14 protein-coding genes are annotated in these 13,967 nt (G+C 36.1%); 11 read left to right on the forward strand and 3 right to left on the reverse strand.

Annotated features, from left to right (window positions below; translation table 11 throughout):
• The first annotated feature begins 21 nt into the window (after positions 1-21).
• Positions 22-1,239 carry a methionine gamma-lyase gene (gene megL, locus ACHUE4_RS05610; protein ID WP_394188393.1) on the forward strand — a complete coding sequence of 406 codons (1,218 nt, stop codon included), beginning with the start codon at positions 22-24 and terminating at the stop codon, positions 1,237-1,239.
• Between the two features lie 40 nt (positions 1,240-1,279).
• Here the strand turns inward: megL and ACHUE4_RS05615 are convergent, their stop codons facing one another.
• A complete protein-coding gene (locus tag ACHUE4_RS05615) occupies positions 1,280-1,759 on the reverse strand; it encodes a GAF domain-containing protein (RefSeq protein ID WP_394188394.1) in 480 nt (159 codons plus the stop codon).
• A 20-nt stretch (positions 1,760-1,779) separates the two neighbouring features.
• On the reverse strand, positions 1,780-2,580 hold the full coding sequence (gene hisJ, locus ACHUE4_RS05620) for a histidinol-phosphatase HisJ (protein WP_394188395.1): 801 nt from the start codon (positions 2,578-2,580) through the stop codon (positions 1,780-1,782).
• 146 nt (positions 2,581-2,726) lie between these two features.
• Between hisJ and ezrA the strand changes: the two genes are divergently transcribed.
• The 5 genes from ezrA (at position 2,727) to rarD (ending at position 8,247) form a co-directional block, all read left to right on the forward strand.
• The gene (gene ezrA / locus ACHUE4_RS05625; RefSeq protein ID WP_394188396.1) at positions 2,727-4,427 is read left to right on the forward strand and encodes a septation ring formation regulator EzrA; all 1,701 of its coding nucleotides are present in this window, start codon (positions 2,727-2,729) and stop codon (positions 4,425-4,427) included.
• 67 nt (positions 4,428-4,494) lie between these two features.
• The gene (locus ACHUE4_RS05630) at positions 4,495-5,628 is read left to right on the forward strand and encodes a cysteine desulfurase family protein (protein WP_394188397.1); all 1,134 of its coding nucleotides are present in this window, start codon (positions 4,495-4,497) and stop codon (positions 5,626-5,628) included.
• 6 nt (positions 5,629-5,634) lie between these two features.
• On the forward strand, positions 5,635-6,837 hold the full coding sequence (gene thiI / locus ACHUE4_RS05635) for a tRNA uracil 4-sulfurtransferase ThiI (RefSeq protein WP_394188398.1): 1,203 nt from the start codon (positions 5,635-5,637) through the stop codon (positions 6,835-6,837).
• A gap of 78 nt (positions 6,838-6,915) precedes the next feature.
• Positions 6,916-7,116, forward strand: a complete 201-nt coding sequence (locus ACHUE4_RS05640) for a small, acid-soluble spore protein, alpha/beta type (RefSeq protein ID WP_394188399.1) — start codon at positions 6,916-6,918, stop codon at positions 7,114-7,116.
• Between the two features lie 228 nt (positions 7,117-7,344).
• Entirely contained in the window at positions 7,345-8,247 is a 903-nt protein-coding gene (gene rarD, locus ACHUE4_RS05645; protein ID WP_394188400.1) for an EamA family transporter RarD, read from the forward strand.
• Between the two features lie 48 nt (positions 8,248-8,295).
• On the opposite strand, the gene ACHUE4_RS05650 is transcribed toward rarD, so the two are convergent.
• The gene (locus ACHUE4_RS05650; RefSeq protein ID WP_394188401.1) at positions 8,296-9,096 is read right to left on the reverse strand and encodes an NAD kinase; all 801 of its coding nucleotides are present in this window, start codon (positions 9,094-9,096) and stop codon (positions 8,296-8,298) included.
• 109 nt (positions 9,097-9,205) lie between these two features.
• Here ACHUE4_RS05650 and sppA point away from each other — a divergent pair, with 109 nt between their 5' ends.
• The 5 genes from sppA to ACHUE4_RS05675 all read left to right on the forward strand — a co-directional run bounded on the left by sppA (position 9,206) and on the right by ACHUE4_RS05675 (position 13,616).
• Complete coding sequence (gene sppA / locus ACHUE4_RS05655; RefSeq protein WP_394188402.1) at positions 9,206-10,219, forward strand: signal peptide peptidase SppA; 1,014 nt, start codon at positions 9,206-9,208, stop codon at positions 10,217-10,219.
• A gap of 13 nt (positions 10,220-10,232) precedes the next feature.
• Positions 10,233-10,817, forward strand: a complete 585-nt coding sequence (locus ACHUE4_RS05660; RefSeq protein ID WP_394188403.1) for an RDD family protein — start codon at positions 10,233-10,235, stop codon at positions 10,815-10,817.
• A 27-nt stretch (positions 10,818-10,844) separates the two neighbouring features.
• A complete protein-coding gene (gene tpx / locus ACHUE4_RS05665) occupies positions 10,845-11,351 on the forward strand; it encodes a thiol peroxidase (protein WP_394188404.1) in 507 nt (168 codons plus the stop codon).
• Positions 11,352-11,432: 81 nt separating this feature from the next.
• Positions 11,433-12,365 carry a class I SAM-dependent methyltransferase gene (locus tag ACHUE4_RS05670; RefSeq protein WP_394188405.1) on the forward strand — a complete coding sequence of 311 codons (933 nt, stop codon included), beginning with the start codon at positions 11,433-11,435 and terminating at the stop codon, positions 12,363-12,365.
• 60 nt (positions 12,366-12,425) lie between these two features.
• Positions 12,426-13,616: an acetate kinase gene (locus ACHUE4_RS05675; RefSeq protein ID WP_394188406.1), complete on the forward strand. Its 1,191-nt coding sequence runs from the start codon at positions 12,426-12,428 to the stop codon at positions 13,614-13,616.
• Positions 13,617-13,967 lie beyond the last annotated feature (351 nt).

Below are 13,967 nucleotides of genomic sequence, written 5' to 3' on the forward strand. Positions count from 1 at the left end.
CATCAAGAAGGGGTGCTTTATATGCATAACAAAGAAGTTAAAAAGGAAACTTCCCTTATCCACAAAGGCTATGTTTCTAAAAACCATCATGATAGTTTGACAATTCCTCTCTACCAAACATCCACTTTTGCATTTTCTAGTGCAGAGGAAGGTGAGCGTCGTTTTGCAGGTGAAGAAAGTGGAAATATTTATTCCCGTTTAGGCAATCCTACCGTGAGCTTGTTAGAAGAACGGATGATGGAACTTGAAAGTGGGAAAGGAGCACTTGCCTTTGGGTCGGGGATGGCCGCAGTAAGTGCTGTATTGTTACATGTTATTAAATCTGGTGATCATATTTTGTGTTCGCGAGGAATTTATGGATGTACCTTTGGACTGCTCGAAATGTTTGAAGAAAAATTCAATATTTCACATAGTTTTCACGCGATGGAAACGGAAGAAGAAATAGAAGCAGCCCTTCGACCAAATACAGCTTGCTTGTATATTGAAACACCGATTAATCCAACAATGGAGATAGTTGATTTATCTCTAGTTATAAAAGTTGCTAAAAAGCATGGTATTAAGGTCATTGTAGATAATACATTCTCCTCACCATTTTTACAAAACCCATTAGAAATGGGAGCTGATTATGTCCTTCACAGTGCAACGAAATATATAAATGGTCATGGAGATGTAATCGCTGGTTTGCTCGTGGGAAATGATGCAGACGACATGATGAAATTACGAATGACTGTTCAAAAGGATGTTGGAGGAATCATTTCTCCATTCGATGCTTGGCTATTAATTAGAGGCCTTAAAACGTTGCATGTTCGAATGGATCGACATACTCAAAATGCAGGAACACTATTGTCTTATTTAAAAAATGAGCCATTTGTTGAAAATATTTATTATCCTTTTGATGAATCACATCCACAATATCACATTGCAAAAAAACAAATGAAAGCTGGAGGGGGATTAATTTCCTTTACCATTCGAGGTGGAAAAGAAGCAGCACAGCTCTTTTTGAATTCACTATCTCTTATAAAAATAGCGGTCAGTTTGGGAGATGCGGAAACGCTTATTCAACATCCCGCGACCATGACTCATTCAGTGATTCCAGAAATGGAACGAGAAAAAATGGGCATTACCCATTCGTTACTTCGAGTTTCGGTTGGATTAGAACATCCAGAAGATTTGATTAACGATTTAAAGCAGGCTTTTATAAAAGTCAAAGAGCAAATGCCAACAACGAATGTAAACTAAAAAAGAAAGAGGTGAATTTTTCCACCTCTTTCTTTTACTTTTATATATGTTTCATTAATATTTGGACAAAACCTTCCAATCCTGCTTGATCTTCACTTGAGAATCGATTTTTTTCAGGACTATCGATATCAAGTACACCAATAACTTCGCCATTTTTTATTAGCGGAATCACGATTTCAGACTGAGATGCTGCGTCACATGCTATATGCCCTGGGAAGGCATGTACGTCAGCTACGACCATCGTTTCTTGTTTAGCAACAGTTGTACCACAGACTCCACGACCTACAGGAATTCGAACACATGCAGGTAGTCCTTGGAATGGACCTAAAACAAGTTCACCGTTCTCCATTAAGTAAAATCCGACCCAATTAATGCGGTCTAAAAATTGATTTAATAATGCGGATGCATTACTTAAGTTAGCAATTTGATTTTTTTCGCCTTCTAATAAGGCATTGAGTTGTTTACCTAACATGGAGTATTGCTCCACGCTATTTCCTGCATAATCTGTTTTTGTAAACATAGGTGCACCTCTTTTAAATGTTATTTTAATGTAGTATAAACGTCTTCGTAATATTGGTGCAAGTCATCAGCACAATGAGCATCTGAACCAAAAACAAGTGGAATACCTTGCTCTTTTGCATATTGAATATAAGGTGCAGGTGGATATGTTTCTAAACAATATTGTTTAGCGAGACCTGCGCTATTCACATCGATTTCATAATGATGAATTTTTATATCTTGTAGTGTACGAATGATTAAATCGTGATCATCCATTTTTTCTTGAAGGCCATGTTGAAATTTATGAATTAAAGTTGGGTGGCCAATTCGGGTTGGTTTATATAAACCTAGGTCAGTCACAATAGATTGTCTGACGGTATTGTAATAGTTTTCGTAAACGGTTTTTAATGAACCAACCTTACGAACATAATTATTGAAATGTTCAACCGAGTAATCAATACATTCATATTTCTTTTGATGTAAAAGAAAATGCACAGATAAAATGGAGTCATTCAAGTGGGGTCCAACTTTATTTAAGAAATTTTTTGTTTCCACTTCAAATCCTTGTATGTAATCGACTTCTAGACCTATATTAATTTGAATTTCAGAAGAATATTTCATTTTCAGCTTTTGTAATTCAGTAATGTAAGGATCTAAAAACTCCATTTTCATAAAGCTGTCTTGTTCAGGAACCGTGTCGATAAACCCTTTTGGTGCTGGAGCATGTTCAGTGAAAGTAATATGAGTGAAACGATTACTAATTGCTTTCTCAATATATTTTTCAAAGGAATCTGAAGAGCCGTGAGGACAAAAAGGGCTGTGTATATGACCGTCAATTTTCAAAAAAGGACACCTCCAAGTAAAAAGAACCGAATTTTTTATATATTTCAGCAAAATTCTTGTAATTTCGTCAGCAAATTTGCTTTATTCATGGTAAGATTACATGTATAAAATGGCATAGACCGTGATTTTGGAACAGGGGGCTTACGATGGATTATATCATTATTGCAATCATCGTACTAATAGCACTGATTATCGTTGGATTTTCTTTTCGACGAAAACATAATGCTGAAATAGAGCGTTTGGAGCATGAAAAACATCAAATTCAAAATAAACCAATCTTAGAAGAAATGACGAAAGTAAAGCAATTGAACATGAATGGTCAAACAGAAGAAATGTTTGAGAGTTGGAGAAATAGTTGGACTGAAGTTATGGACATACATATGCCTAAAATTGACGCCTTATTGTTCGATGCTGAAGAATCAATCGATAAGTTTAGATTTAAACGTGCATCTGCTATTGAAAAAGAAATTAGTCAACGGATAAAAGAATGTGATCAACAGATGTCACAAATTTTAATCGAACTGGAATCTTTAATTGGTAGTGAAGAAAAAAATCGTATCGAAATTGACCAATTAAAAGAACAATATAGATCGGCTCGGAAAACATTATTAGCGCATCAGCATTCTTTTGGTGCAGCAGCTGGCCCATTAGAAAAGAAATTAGAAGAGTTTGTGCCATTATTTGATGAATATGATCAACTAACCGGTTCAGGGAATTATCTGCAAGCACGTGAAATTGTGATAGCTCTTTGTCAAGAAGGTGAAAGAGTGTTCAGTATTTTGCACGACATTCCTTCCTTATTAACTGAAATTCAAAATAAGATTCCTTCTAATATCCATGACCTTCGAAGTGGTCAACGTGAGATGGAAGAGCAATCATATTATTTAGAGCATCTTGAGATGACAGAGCAATTGAATAAATTAGAAGAAGAATTATTATCCCTAAAAGAATCAATTATTCAACTAGAACTTACTCATGTGATACCACGAGTGCATGAAATTAAGGATGAAATTGAAACATTTTACGATTTACTTGAAAAAGAAGTAATGGCGAAACGTTTTGTCGACCAAAATCGTCAATCAACCGAACTTCGTTTAGCAGAAGTGACAACTATCACAAGACAAACAAATGATGAAGCCGCTTATGTTCAACAAAGTTACCGTATTCCTGAAAAAGAAGCAGAGATTCCACAAGTTTGTTTAAAACAAATTGAATCTTTACAAAAACGATATGATTTACTTTCTCAAAGAGCGAGCGAAGATCAACTAGCATATTCCATTTTACAAGACGAATTAACACAAATCGCTATCAATTTAGAAAATCTGTATGATGAGCAAGATGAGTTTGCGAACAGTTTGAAAAATCTTCGAATTGATGAAAATCGTGCTCGTACCAAGCTTGATGAATTAAAGCGCTTATTGCATGAAACTGACCGAATGTTACATAAAGCAAATATGCCTGGAATTCCTGAAGAGATGGATGTACGTTTGGAAGAAGCTGAGGAACATATTTACCTTGTTATGCAAAGCTTGCAGGAAGTACCATTGAACATGAAATTAGTGGATTCCTACTTAACAAAAGCTGATAAATGTATACATGAAGTTCATGAGAAATCCAAAGAAATGCTAGAAAATGTACTATTAATTGAACGTATTATTCAGTATGGAAATCGATATAGAGCGAGCCATCCTCAAATGAATCAACGTTTACTTGAGGCTGAAGCAGCATTTAGACAACTACGATACACGAAAGCGCTTGAGGAAGCCGCTACAGCAGTGGAAGAAGTGGAACCTGGTGCAATGAAACGAATCGAAGTACTTGTCAAAGAAGATGCTTGGCGTTCATAATAGGAGCATCATTAACCACCACACAAGATTCTTGTGGGTGGTTTTCTTTTCGAAAGGAAGAGTGCAGTTGAATTATATGGATCATAGCGCCACTACCAAGCCACGCAAAGAAGTGCTTGATACTTTTATAAAGGTGAACGAGAACTATTATGGGAACCCAGCTTCTATTCATGAAATGGGTGTAGAAGCGAATGCTTTATTGGAAAGAGCGCGTTCACAAATCGCAACGATGTTAGGCACGGAAAATCATAAAGTTATTTTCACTTCTGGAGGTACTGAATCTAATCACTTTTCCATAACAGGAATAGCAAAAGGATTAAAAAGTCGAGGTTCACATATTATTACTTCGAAAATTGAACATCCATCTGTCCTAGAATCAGTTAAGCAATTAGAAAATGAAGGCTTTGAAATCGACTACTTAGAAGTGAATAAAGATGGAATTGTATCAATAGAAGATTTACGTAAGAAACTAAGAAAAGATACTGTACTTGTAAGTGTTATGCATATCAACAACGAAATTGGCTCAATTCAACCAATCGCAGAATTAGCTGAGCATGTGAAGAAAAACAGTCGGGCGATTTTTCATGTAGATGCAATTCAAAGCTTTGGTAAATATTCTGTAGATTTTAACTCTTTGGGAGTTGATGTTTTATCTCTTTCAGGACACAAAATAAATGGACTTAAAGGTACGGGGATTGTTGCTTGGAGACCTGAGTTAACCTTTTTTCCTGTATTAGTTGGTGGTGGACAAGAGTATGGCTTACGAAGTGGAACAGTTGCTGTTCCTCAAGCAGTTTCATTAGCCAAAGCCATGAGACTGACATCCGAGAACCTTGGACATGCTCATTCGCAATATGGAAAATGGTCCACTGAACTTAGAGAGTTTTTAAGTGAATTCCCATCCATTAAAATTATTTCTCCTTCTGATGGCGCTGTTCATATTTTGTCCTTCAGTGTGAAAAATATAAAAGGTGAAGTATTAATAAATGCACTTCAAACTAGAGGGATCATTGTTTCAACATCCAGTGCATGCTCTTCTCGACAAGTAAAAACTAGTCATGTGATTGAAGCATTAAAAATTGCAGATGACTATAAAAAAGGTGTACTTCGAATCAGTTTTGGTTATGGCATGGAGGATCAACAAATTCAAGATTTTAAATATCATTTTAAAGAAATAATGAAGCAGTTAAAAGGAGAATAATACACAATGAATTGGAAAGAAATATTAATACGTTATGGTGAACTATCAACAAAAGGTCGCAATAGAAATTCATTTACTGGGAGACTTCGAGATAATATCCGCTATGCGTTTGCAGATTTACCTAAAATGGAAATTATTACTGAACGTGATCGTATGTTTATTCGACCTAATGAGGATGAAACGATGAAGGAAGTTTTGAGTCGCTTGCCACATATATTTGGGATCCAATCGTTTAGTCCTGTTGCATCTTGTAGTTTGGACTTAGAAGATATTAAAGATACAGCTGTGCGTGTTGTTCAAGCAATTGAGCGTGAAGGCAAGACATTTAAGGTAACGGTTAAACGTTCCTATAAACCATTCCCTTTAGAAACCAATGAATTACAGCTTTTGGTGGGATCACATGTATTGCGCAATTTCCCTGAAATTAAAGTTCAAATGAAGAAACCAGATATCGAACTTCGTGTAGAAATTAGACGTGAAGGTGCATATATGACAGCCGAGGTCATCCAAGGAGCTGGCGGATTACCGATTGGTTCTAATGGTAAATCGATTTTGATGTTATCCGGTGGAATCGATAGTCCAGTTGCTGGTTATCAAATGTTAAAACGTGGTGTTAGACTTGATGCAATCCACTTCCATAGTCCTCCTTATACAAGTGATCGTTCAAAAGAGAAGGTCATGGATTTAGCTGAAAAATTAAGTCGTTTTGGTGCATCTGTAAAGTTACATATCATTCCTTTTACAGAAATCCAAGAAGAAATTCAAAAACAAATTCCTGAAAATGTGTCAATGACCACTACACGAAGAATGATGCTTAAGATTGCAGACCGAGTGAGAGAAGAAACGGGTGCGTTGGCTATTATTACAGGAGAAAGTTTAGGTCAAGTGGCTAGTCAAACGTTAGAAAGTTTAACGGCCATTAACGCCGTAACTAATACACCAATATTAAGACCTTTAATAGCATTTGATAAACAAGATATCATCACAATTGCTCAAGAAATCGATACTTATGAAGTGTCTATTCGTCCATACGAAGATTGCTGTACCATCTTTACACCCGCCAGTCCAAAAACAAAACCAAAATTAGAAAAAGTTGAGTTTTATGAGAGCTTTAAATCTTTTGATGAAATGCTTGAAAAAGCTGTTACCAATCGTGAAATATGTGTTTATCCGATTAAAAAGACCGACAAGTTTTCCGATTTACTGTAATTCCATGAATTACTATTTTCCATGTGTGCATGAAAATGAGCGAATCGCACATTCTATCTTCACAAGGAGGTGACACACATGGCAAATCAAAGTTCAAATCAATTAGTAGTTCCGGGTGTGAAACAAGCTTTAGATCAAATGAAATATGAAATTGCTCAAGAGTTTGGCGTACAGCTTGGACCAGATGCTACAGCGCGTGCTAACGGATCCGTTGGCGGAGAAATTACTAAGCGTTTAGTGCAAATGGCAGAGCAATCATTAAACGGCTACTCAAAATAATGGTATTAAGGGCCGGTAGCTTCTGCTACCGGTCTTTTTCTTTAGAATACGTAGATAAACATTATTTTAGCCAAAAATGTTTTTATAATGAGAAGCTAATATTTCCAGTTCCGCAACCCACATTTCGTAGAAATGTTTTATGAGAATAATTTATTAAATTTACATTCCTTAAAAAGGACTCTATAATAAATTTATTATTTCGAGAGTCAAAAGGAATGGGGTGGAATCTTGTCAGAAAGTCAAAAAGGCATTATATGGGCAGCAGGTGCTTATATCGTATGGGGAGTTCTACCGATATATTGGAAAACGTTGCAACATGTACCGAGTGCTGAAATATTAACTAGTCGTGTACTATGGGCATGTTTGTTCACGCTTATTATCGTAATTTTAATGGGGAATCTTTCAACACTTCGAAATGATTTAATTGCGTTGTGGAGAAATAAAAAAGCATTTTGGAGTTTGTTCAGTGCTTCCTTTTTAATAACAGCAAATTGGTTTTTATATATTTGGGCAGTAAATTCAAGTCATATGGTTGAAACAAGTTTAGGTTATTACATAAATCCATTGGTTTCAGTATTATTAGGCATTTTCTTTTTAAAAGAAAGATTGACGAAAGCCCAGCTAGCTGCCTTTTTCATAGCGGCAATCGGTGTCTTAATTTTGACGGTTTCTTATGGAAGATTTCCGTGGTTAGCTTTCGCACTAGCCCTTAGCTTTGGTTTATATGGATTAATGAAAAAGACGATCAAATTGGATGCACTAAGAGGGCTGACGATTGAAACCATGTTTGTATTGCCCTTTGCTATCATCTTTTATGTGTATTTATTTATGACTGGAAAAGCAGTTTTATTTCATGACACGATCCAAACTGATTTCTTATTACTATTAACTGGCGCAGCAACAGCTATACCTTTACTGTTATTTACAAAAGGTGCACAAAATATTCCATTATATATGATTGGTTTCTTACAATATATTGCTCCAACTTGTATGTTAATTTTAGGTGTCATTATATATGGAGAATCATTTGCTTTAATTGATATGATTTCATTTTCGTTCATATGGTTTGCATTAATTCTCTTTACTGTTTCTAAGGTTCTAGAAGCAAGAACTCGAAGACAAAAAACATGAACAACTAGAAATAAAGCAGGCGAGAAATGATTCTCGTCTGCTTTTAATTTATAGATAGGTTCTTTTTACTTTTTCCCAGAAAGAATTATTCTTTAATTTAACCGTTTTTACGACTAAATCACTAAGTTGAATTTTTACCGCATCTACATGTTGAATGCTCAGCGATTCATTATCCATACCCATTGTTGGGAACACATTTCCGTTTTGCTGTAGTTTTAATGTTAAGCTTCGTTGACCGCTTAATATGAAAGAAGATCCTAACGTTCTAAATTTATTACTATTAACAGAAGCCAGCTCAGATACTTGTATACAAGGAAGTAACGGATCCACTACAGCTCCATTTACTGACTTATTGTATGCAGTACTACCAGTCGGAGTCGCAATAATCATACCGTCTCCTCGGAACGTTTCAAAATGTAAATCATCAATATGGACATCTAAAACGAAAGTCTTTGTAATATTTGAACGAATACTGAATTCATTTAAACAATAAAAAGCTGGATTCTCATCCACAAATACTTGTAAGATAGGATAGCGACGTACTTCTATTTCCGCATTTTGAACATCACGAATCATGTTTTCTAAGTCGTTAAAGTGAAAATCGCAATACATACCCAGAGTACCCGTTGTGGAAATACCTGCGTATAAACAATCCTGTCTAAAACCAGTTTTTCGAACAGCTTGTAAAAACGCCCCATCTCCACCCAAACTCACAATAATGTTGGCATCATTTTCATCTTCAACAACCGAAAATCCAAATTTGTGTATGGTATCAGAAAGTGTTTTTTTATTGGCTAAAGAAGCCTCATCGTGTTTTGAATAAATAAATATATGTTTACGTTCAGACATGTATTTGGGCCCCTTTTAAAGAATTCTTGTCGTTATTTTAGCATGTTCTGAAACATTTCGACACGATATTCGTATAACTTATTGTAGAAACTAAGGAGGAAAGAGATTTATGAACACAAAACGTTGGATTGCATTAGGTGCGGCTGCACTCTTACTAGGAATTTCACTAGTCGTCAATATGGCGTCACTTGCTTTTAGCAATGATTGGTCGAGCAGTTTTGAAGAGATGCTAGCTATGCCAGAATCAGAATTTACGGAAACGATTTTAGAAGAAGGTAATATGGACGAAAAAATTGCTGTTTTAACAGTGGATGGCGTTATTCAAGATACAGGAAGTGCTAATTCATTGTTTGGAGCTGTGGGTTACGATCATCAGTTTTTTATGAATCAACTTCAAATGATTAAAGAAGATGAAACAGTGAAAGCAGTTGTTTTGCAAGTTAATTCACCTGGTGGTGGAGTTGTAGAATCTGCTCAAATTTACGATAAGATTGTGGAGATTCAAGAAGAAGTCGGTGTACCATTCTATGTTTCAATGGGAAGTATGGCAGCTTCAGGAGGATATTACATATCAGCTCCAGCAGATAAGATCTTTGTGAATAAAGAAACACTTACAGGATCGATTGGTGTCATTATGGAAAGTATCAACTACGGAGATCTTGCTGAAAAATATGGCATTGATTTTGTAACTATTAAAACGGGTCCTTACAAAGATATTATGAGTCCAACTCGTGATATGACTGAGGATGAACGTGCGATGCTACAAGAAATGATCAATGATTCGTATGAGTCATTTGTCGACATTATCGAAGACGGTAGAGGCATGACGGAAGCAGAAGTGAAAGCTGTTGCTGATGGTCGAATTATGAATGGTCGTCAAGCTATTGAAGCAGGTTTAGCGGATGAGACTGGTTATTTAGAAGATGTGATCGCTGCAGTGAGAACAGATTTTGATTTATCGAACGCGCAAGTGATTGAATATGGTTATTCCCAAGATTTAGCCAGCTTATTCTCATTAAAAGCACAGTCATTATTTGGAGGCAACATTGAAAATCAATTGATTGGTAAATTGCTTTCAGATTACCACGCACCAAGAATGATGTACATTTACGGTGAGAAGTAAGGAGGGTGACACTATGAACGAATCTCAAGAAACAATTATTTCAAATGAACATACATCCACTTCTCCAGTTCAAAAAGATCCTGCACAATTTGAAATGTATGATCGATTTGTTCCAAAGCCAGCAGGTTTTTGGACTCGTTTTTGGGCTTACTTAATTGATTTAATTGTGATTTCATCCATAACAAGTATATTTGTCTACCCACTATTCCGTATTTTTGAATGGGATTTACAAGGGACAACTTGGTATGCACCAATTGGAATCATCACGAGTCTCATTTTCTATTTATATTTTGTCTTAATGACTTTGTTCTTAAAACAAACGGTAGGGAAAATGATTTTCGGCATACGAGTGATTTCTAGTAAACAGGATAAGCTTTCTTTTTCTACTATACTATTTAGAGAATGGATTGGTCGTTTCTTTTCAGCAACAATCTGGCCATTATACTGGCTAATTGGTTTTACTCCAAACAAACAAGGCGTTCACGATTTTATTGCGGACACAATGGTGATCCATGAACAAGCGTTTGAAAAGAAAACTTTCCGAAGAGTGATTACTACTGAAAGGTCGACTGAGTTGCCAGAAACAAACTCGATTTAGTAAGATAGAAAAAAGGGAGGCGTTATCTTGGTACAAGTTACATTTAAACACGAACCCATAACACTTATCGGAACTGAAGTGAAAATTGGAGATAGTGCGCCGAATTTCACTGTTTTAGCAAACGATCTAAGCCCAGTTACTCTGGAAGATTCAAAAGGCAAAGTACGTTTAATCAGTGTGGTGCCTTCATTAGATACTGGTACATGTGATGCACAAACGCGCAAATTTAATGAGAGTGCTTCTGAACTTGGAGAGAACGTTGTGATTTTAACGATTTCTAATGATCTACCATTTGCGCAAAAACGTTGGTGTGCAGCTGCTGGAATTGACGCAGTACAAACACTTTCTGATCATCGAGATTTATCATTTGGTGAAGCTTATGGAGTAGCGATTCAAGAATTACGTTTACTTACTCGTGCCATTTTCGTAGTCGATACAAATGATAAAGTTACGTATGTAGAGTATGTATCTGAAGCGACTGAACACCCAAATTATGAAAAAGCAATCGAAGCTGTTAAATCTCTTACAAACTAATGCGAAGAAACCCACTCGAGAAATTTGAGTGGGTTTCCCATTTGCATGAAAGTAACAATCACATTTTATAAGGAGTTATATATGAACAGTTCATTGGAACAATTATTTACGTTTATAGATACACATGCGAAACAAATGCAAAGTGATGAAAATATCACTTATATCGAAGGTGTATTAGAAACAACAGAACTATGGTTAGATGGAGACATCTCACCCGAAGTGAATCAAATTGAAAAAGAGGATATTCGAAAAGCAATTCAACTAGCCATTTTAAAAGGCATGAAGGAACATGTTCAGCCTCATCATCAAATGACACCTGATTCACTTGGATTACTCGTTGGGTACTTTGTGGATTTATTAACGAAAAACAAAGAGCAAGTATCTATTTTAGATCCAGCAGCTGGAACGGGGAATCTGTTATTTACGGTTCTAAACTTTTTGCAAGGAAAAGCAATTTCATCTGCAGTAGAAATTGATGACATGCTGATCCGTCTTTCAGCTTCAACTGGTGATTTATTGCAACATCCAGTTACGTTATATCGACAAGATGCCCTACAACCATTGATGATTGACCCGGTAGATATTGTTGTTAGTGATTTGCCTGTTGGATACTATCCAGATGAAAAAACTGCTTCTAGTTATGAATTAAAGGCAAAGGAAGGCATGTCTTTTGCTCATCATTTAATGATTGAACAGTCTATTCGTCACACTGTAGATGGTGGATATCTCGTTTTGTTAGTCCCTCAAGGTATTTTCGAATCTAATCAAGCAAAAGAGCTACACACTTATTTCTCTAAATATGCATGGATGCAAGCCGTCATTCAATTGCCGACGAATTTGTTTAAAAATGAAGCACATGCAAAAAGTCTTCTTGTGATTCAAAAAAAATCGGCCGACTTAAAACAACCGAAAGAAGTCCTTTTAGCCAAAGTACCTAATATGTCTAACAAAGAAGCAATGTCCTTGTTTTTTAAAAAAGTGAACATATGGCATAAAGAAAACACTAGTAGATAGTTGCCCGTCCCTTTTTTCCACTGTACAATTACCGTAACAGTGGAAAAGGGGCGTTTTTTTATGGTCAAAATTATAGCAATTAATGCTGGAAGTTCATCATTGAAATTCCAACTACTTCAAATGCCTGAAGAAGAGGTCATTGCAAAAGGATTAATCGAACGCATTGGCTTAAAAGATCCAATCTTCTCGATGACGACAAATGGAGAAAAAATAGAACTCATTCAATCTATTCAAAACCATCAAGATGCCGTGAAAATTCTTTTACATATGCTTATTGAACAAAAGGCGGTTTCATCATTGGATGACATTGATGGTATCGGACATAGATTAGTTCATGGTGGAGAAGACTTTAGCGATTCGGTATTAATTACGGAAGAAGCAATCGCTCACTTTGAAAAACTATCCGACCTAGCACCTTTACATAACCCTGCCAATATAACAGGAATTAAGGAATTTCAAAAAGCACTTCCACAAGTGCCAGCAGTAGCAGTATTTGATACCGCGTTCCATCAAACGATGCCTGAAAGCTCGTTTTTGTACTCGATCCCATATGATTACTACAAGAAATATGGAATACGAAAATATGGATTTCATGGTACCTCCCATAAATATGTTTCAGGCAGAGCAGCTGAATTACTAAATCGTCCAATTGAATCGATCCGATTAATTTCCTGTCACCTTGGAAATGGAGCTAGTATCGCGGCAATTGACGGTGGTCAATCGATTGATACATCTATGGGCTTTACACCGTTAGCAGGTGTAACTATGGGAACAAGATCTGGAAACCTAGACCCAGCACTTATTCCGTTTATCATGGAGAAAACAGACAAAAGTGCAGAAGAAGTGTTAGACGTTTTGAATAAAAAGTCGGGCATGTTAGGGGTTTCCGGTTTCTCTAGTGATTTACGTGATATTGAAGTAGAAGCTTCTCAAGGAAATCCACGAGCTCAGCTAGCGTTGGATGTATTTGCGAGCAGAATTCATAAATATATTGGATCATATGCCGCACGAATGAATGGAGTAGACGCGATCATTTTCACAGCGGGAATAGGTGAAAACAGTGACGTCATTCGCGAGAAAGTTTTAGCAGGTCTGCAGTTTATGGGAGTCTACGTAGATCCGGATTTAAACAAAATCAGAGGCAAAGAAGCATTTATTAGCTATCCGCATTCACCTGTAAAAGTGATCGTGATTCCAACGAATGAAGAAGTTATGATTGCGAGAGATACGGTACGATTAGCAAATTTATAACATGAAAAATCCCGAGGTTATATGCCCTTAAGCCTTATTCCTAGCTGATTTGATGAAAAGTAACCATTCAACAGTGAAAAATTAGAATGTATGCTAATCACTAAATAAATGACCTTATTCTTCAATGTGAAACCATAACCGAGTTTTTATCAAATTGTTAATTCAACCTTTCTTTTTGTTCTAAAATAACAATGAAGGAAGGTTTTTTTAATGGCTCCACGCAAAAGGAAAACACAAGTAAGCAAGCAAGTCTCAGGACTTACATTTGAACGTGCAAGAGAGATTGTAATCAGTGTAAAAAAAGTTGAAGGAAAAGCTGCACATTAATATCCAAACGTTTGTTAGAAACTA

Source organism: Paenisporosarcina quisquiliarum (assembly GCF_043641925.1).
Classification (GTDB): Bacteria; Bacillota; Bacilli; order Bacillales_A; family Planococcaceae; genus Paenisporosarcina; species Paenisporosarcina quisquiliarum_A.

Excerpts from the sequence above, each read along its gene's own strand:
- sppA (WP_394188402.1), top strand. The coding sequence starts at position 9,206 with ATGAACACAAAACGTTGGATTGCATTAGGTGCGGCTGCACTCTTACTA.
- ACHUE4_RS05650 (WP_394188401.1), bottom strand. The coding sequence starts at position 9,096 with ATGTCTGAACGTAAACATATATTTATTTATTCAAAACACGATGAGGCT.
- ACHUE4_RS05660 (WP_394188403.1), top strand. The coding sequence starts at position 10,233 with ATGAACGAATCTCAAGAAACAATTATTTCAAATGAACATACATCCACT.
- thiI (WP_394188398.1), top strand. The coding sequence starts at position 5,635 with ATGAATTGGAAAGAAATATTAATACGTTATGGTGAACTATCAACAAAA.
- ezrA (WP_394188396.1), top strand. The coding sequence starts at position 2,727 with ATGGATTATATCATTATTGCAATCATCGTACTAATAGCACTGATTATC.
- megL (WP_394188393.1), top strand. The coding sequence starts at position 22 with ATGCATAACAAAGAAGTTAAAAAGGAAACTTCCCTTATCCACAAAGGC.
- ACHUE4_RS05675 (WP_394188406.1), top strand. The coding sequence starts at position 12,426 with ATGGTCAAAATTATAGCAATTAATGCTGGAAGTTCATCATTGAAATTC.
- ACHUE4_RS05615 (WP_394188394.1), bottom strand. The coding sequence starts at position 1,759 with ATGTTTACAAAAACAGATTATGCAGGAAATAGCGTGGAGCAATACTCC.
- ACHUE4_RS05640 (WP_394188399.1), top strand. The coding sequence starts at position 6,916 with ATGGCAAATCAAAGTTCAAATCAATTAGTAGTTCCGGGTGTGAAACAA.
- ACHUE4_RS05670 (WP_394188405.1), top strand. The coding sequence starts at position 11,433 with ATGAACAGTTCATTGGAACAATTATTTACGTTTATAGATACACATGCG.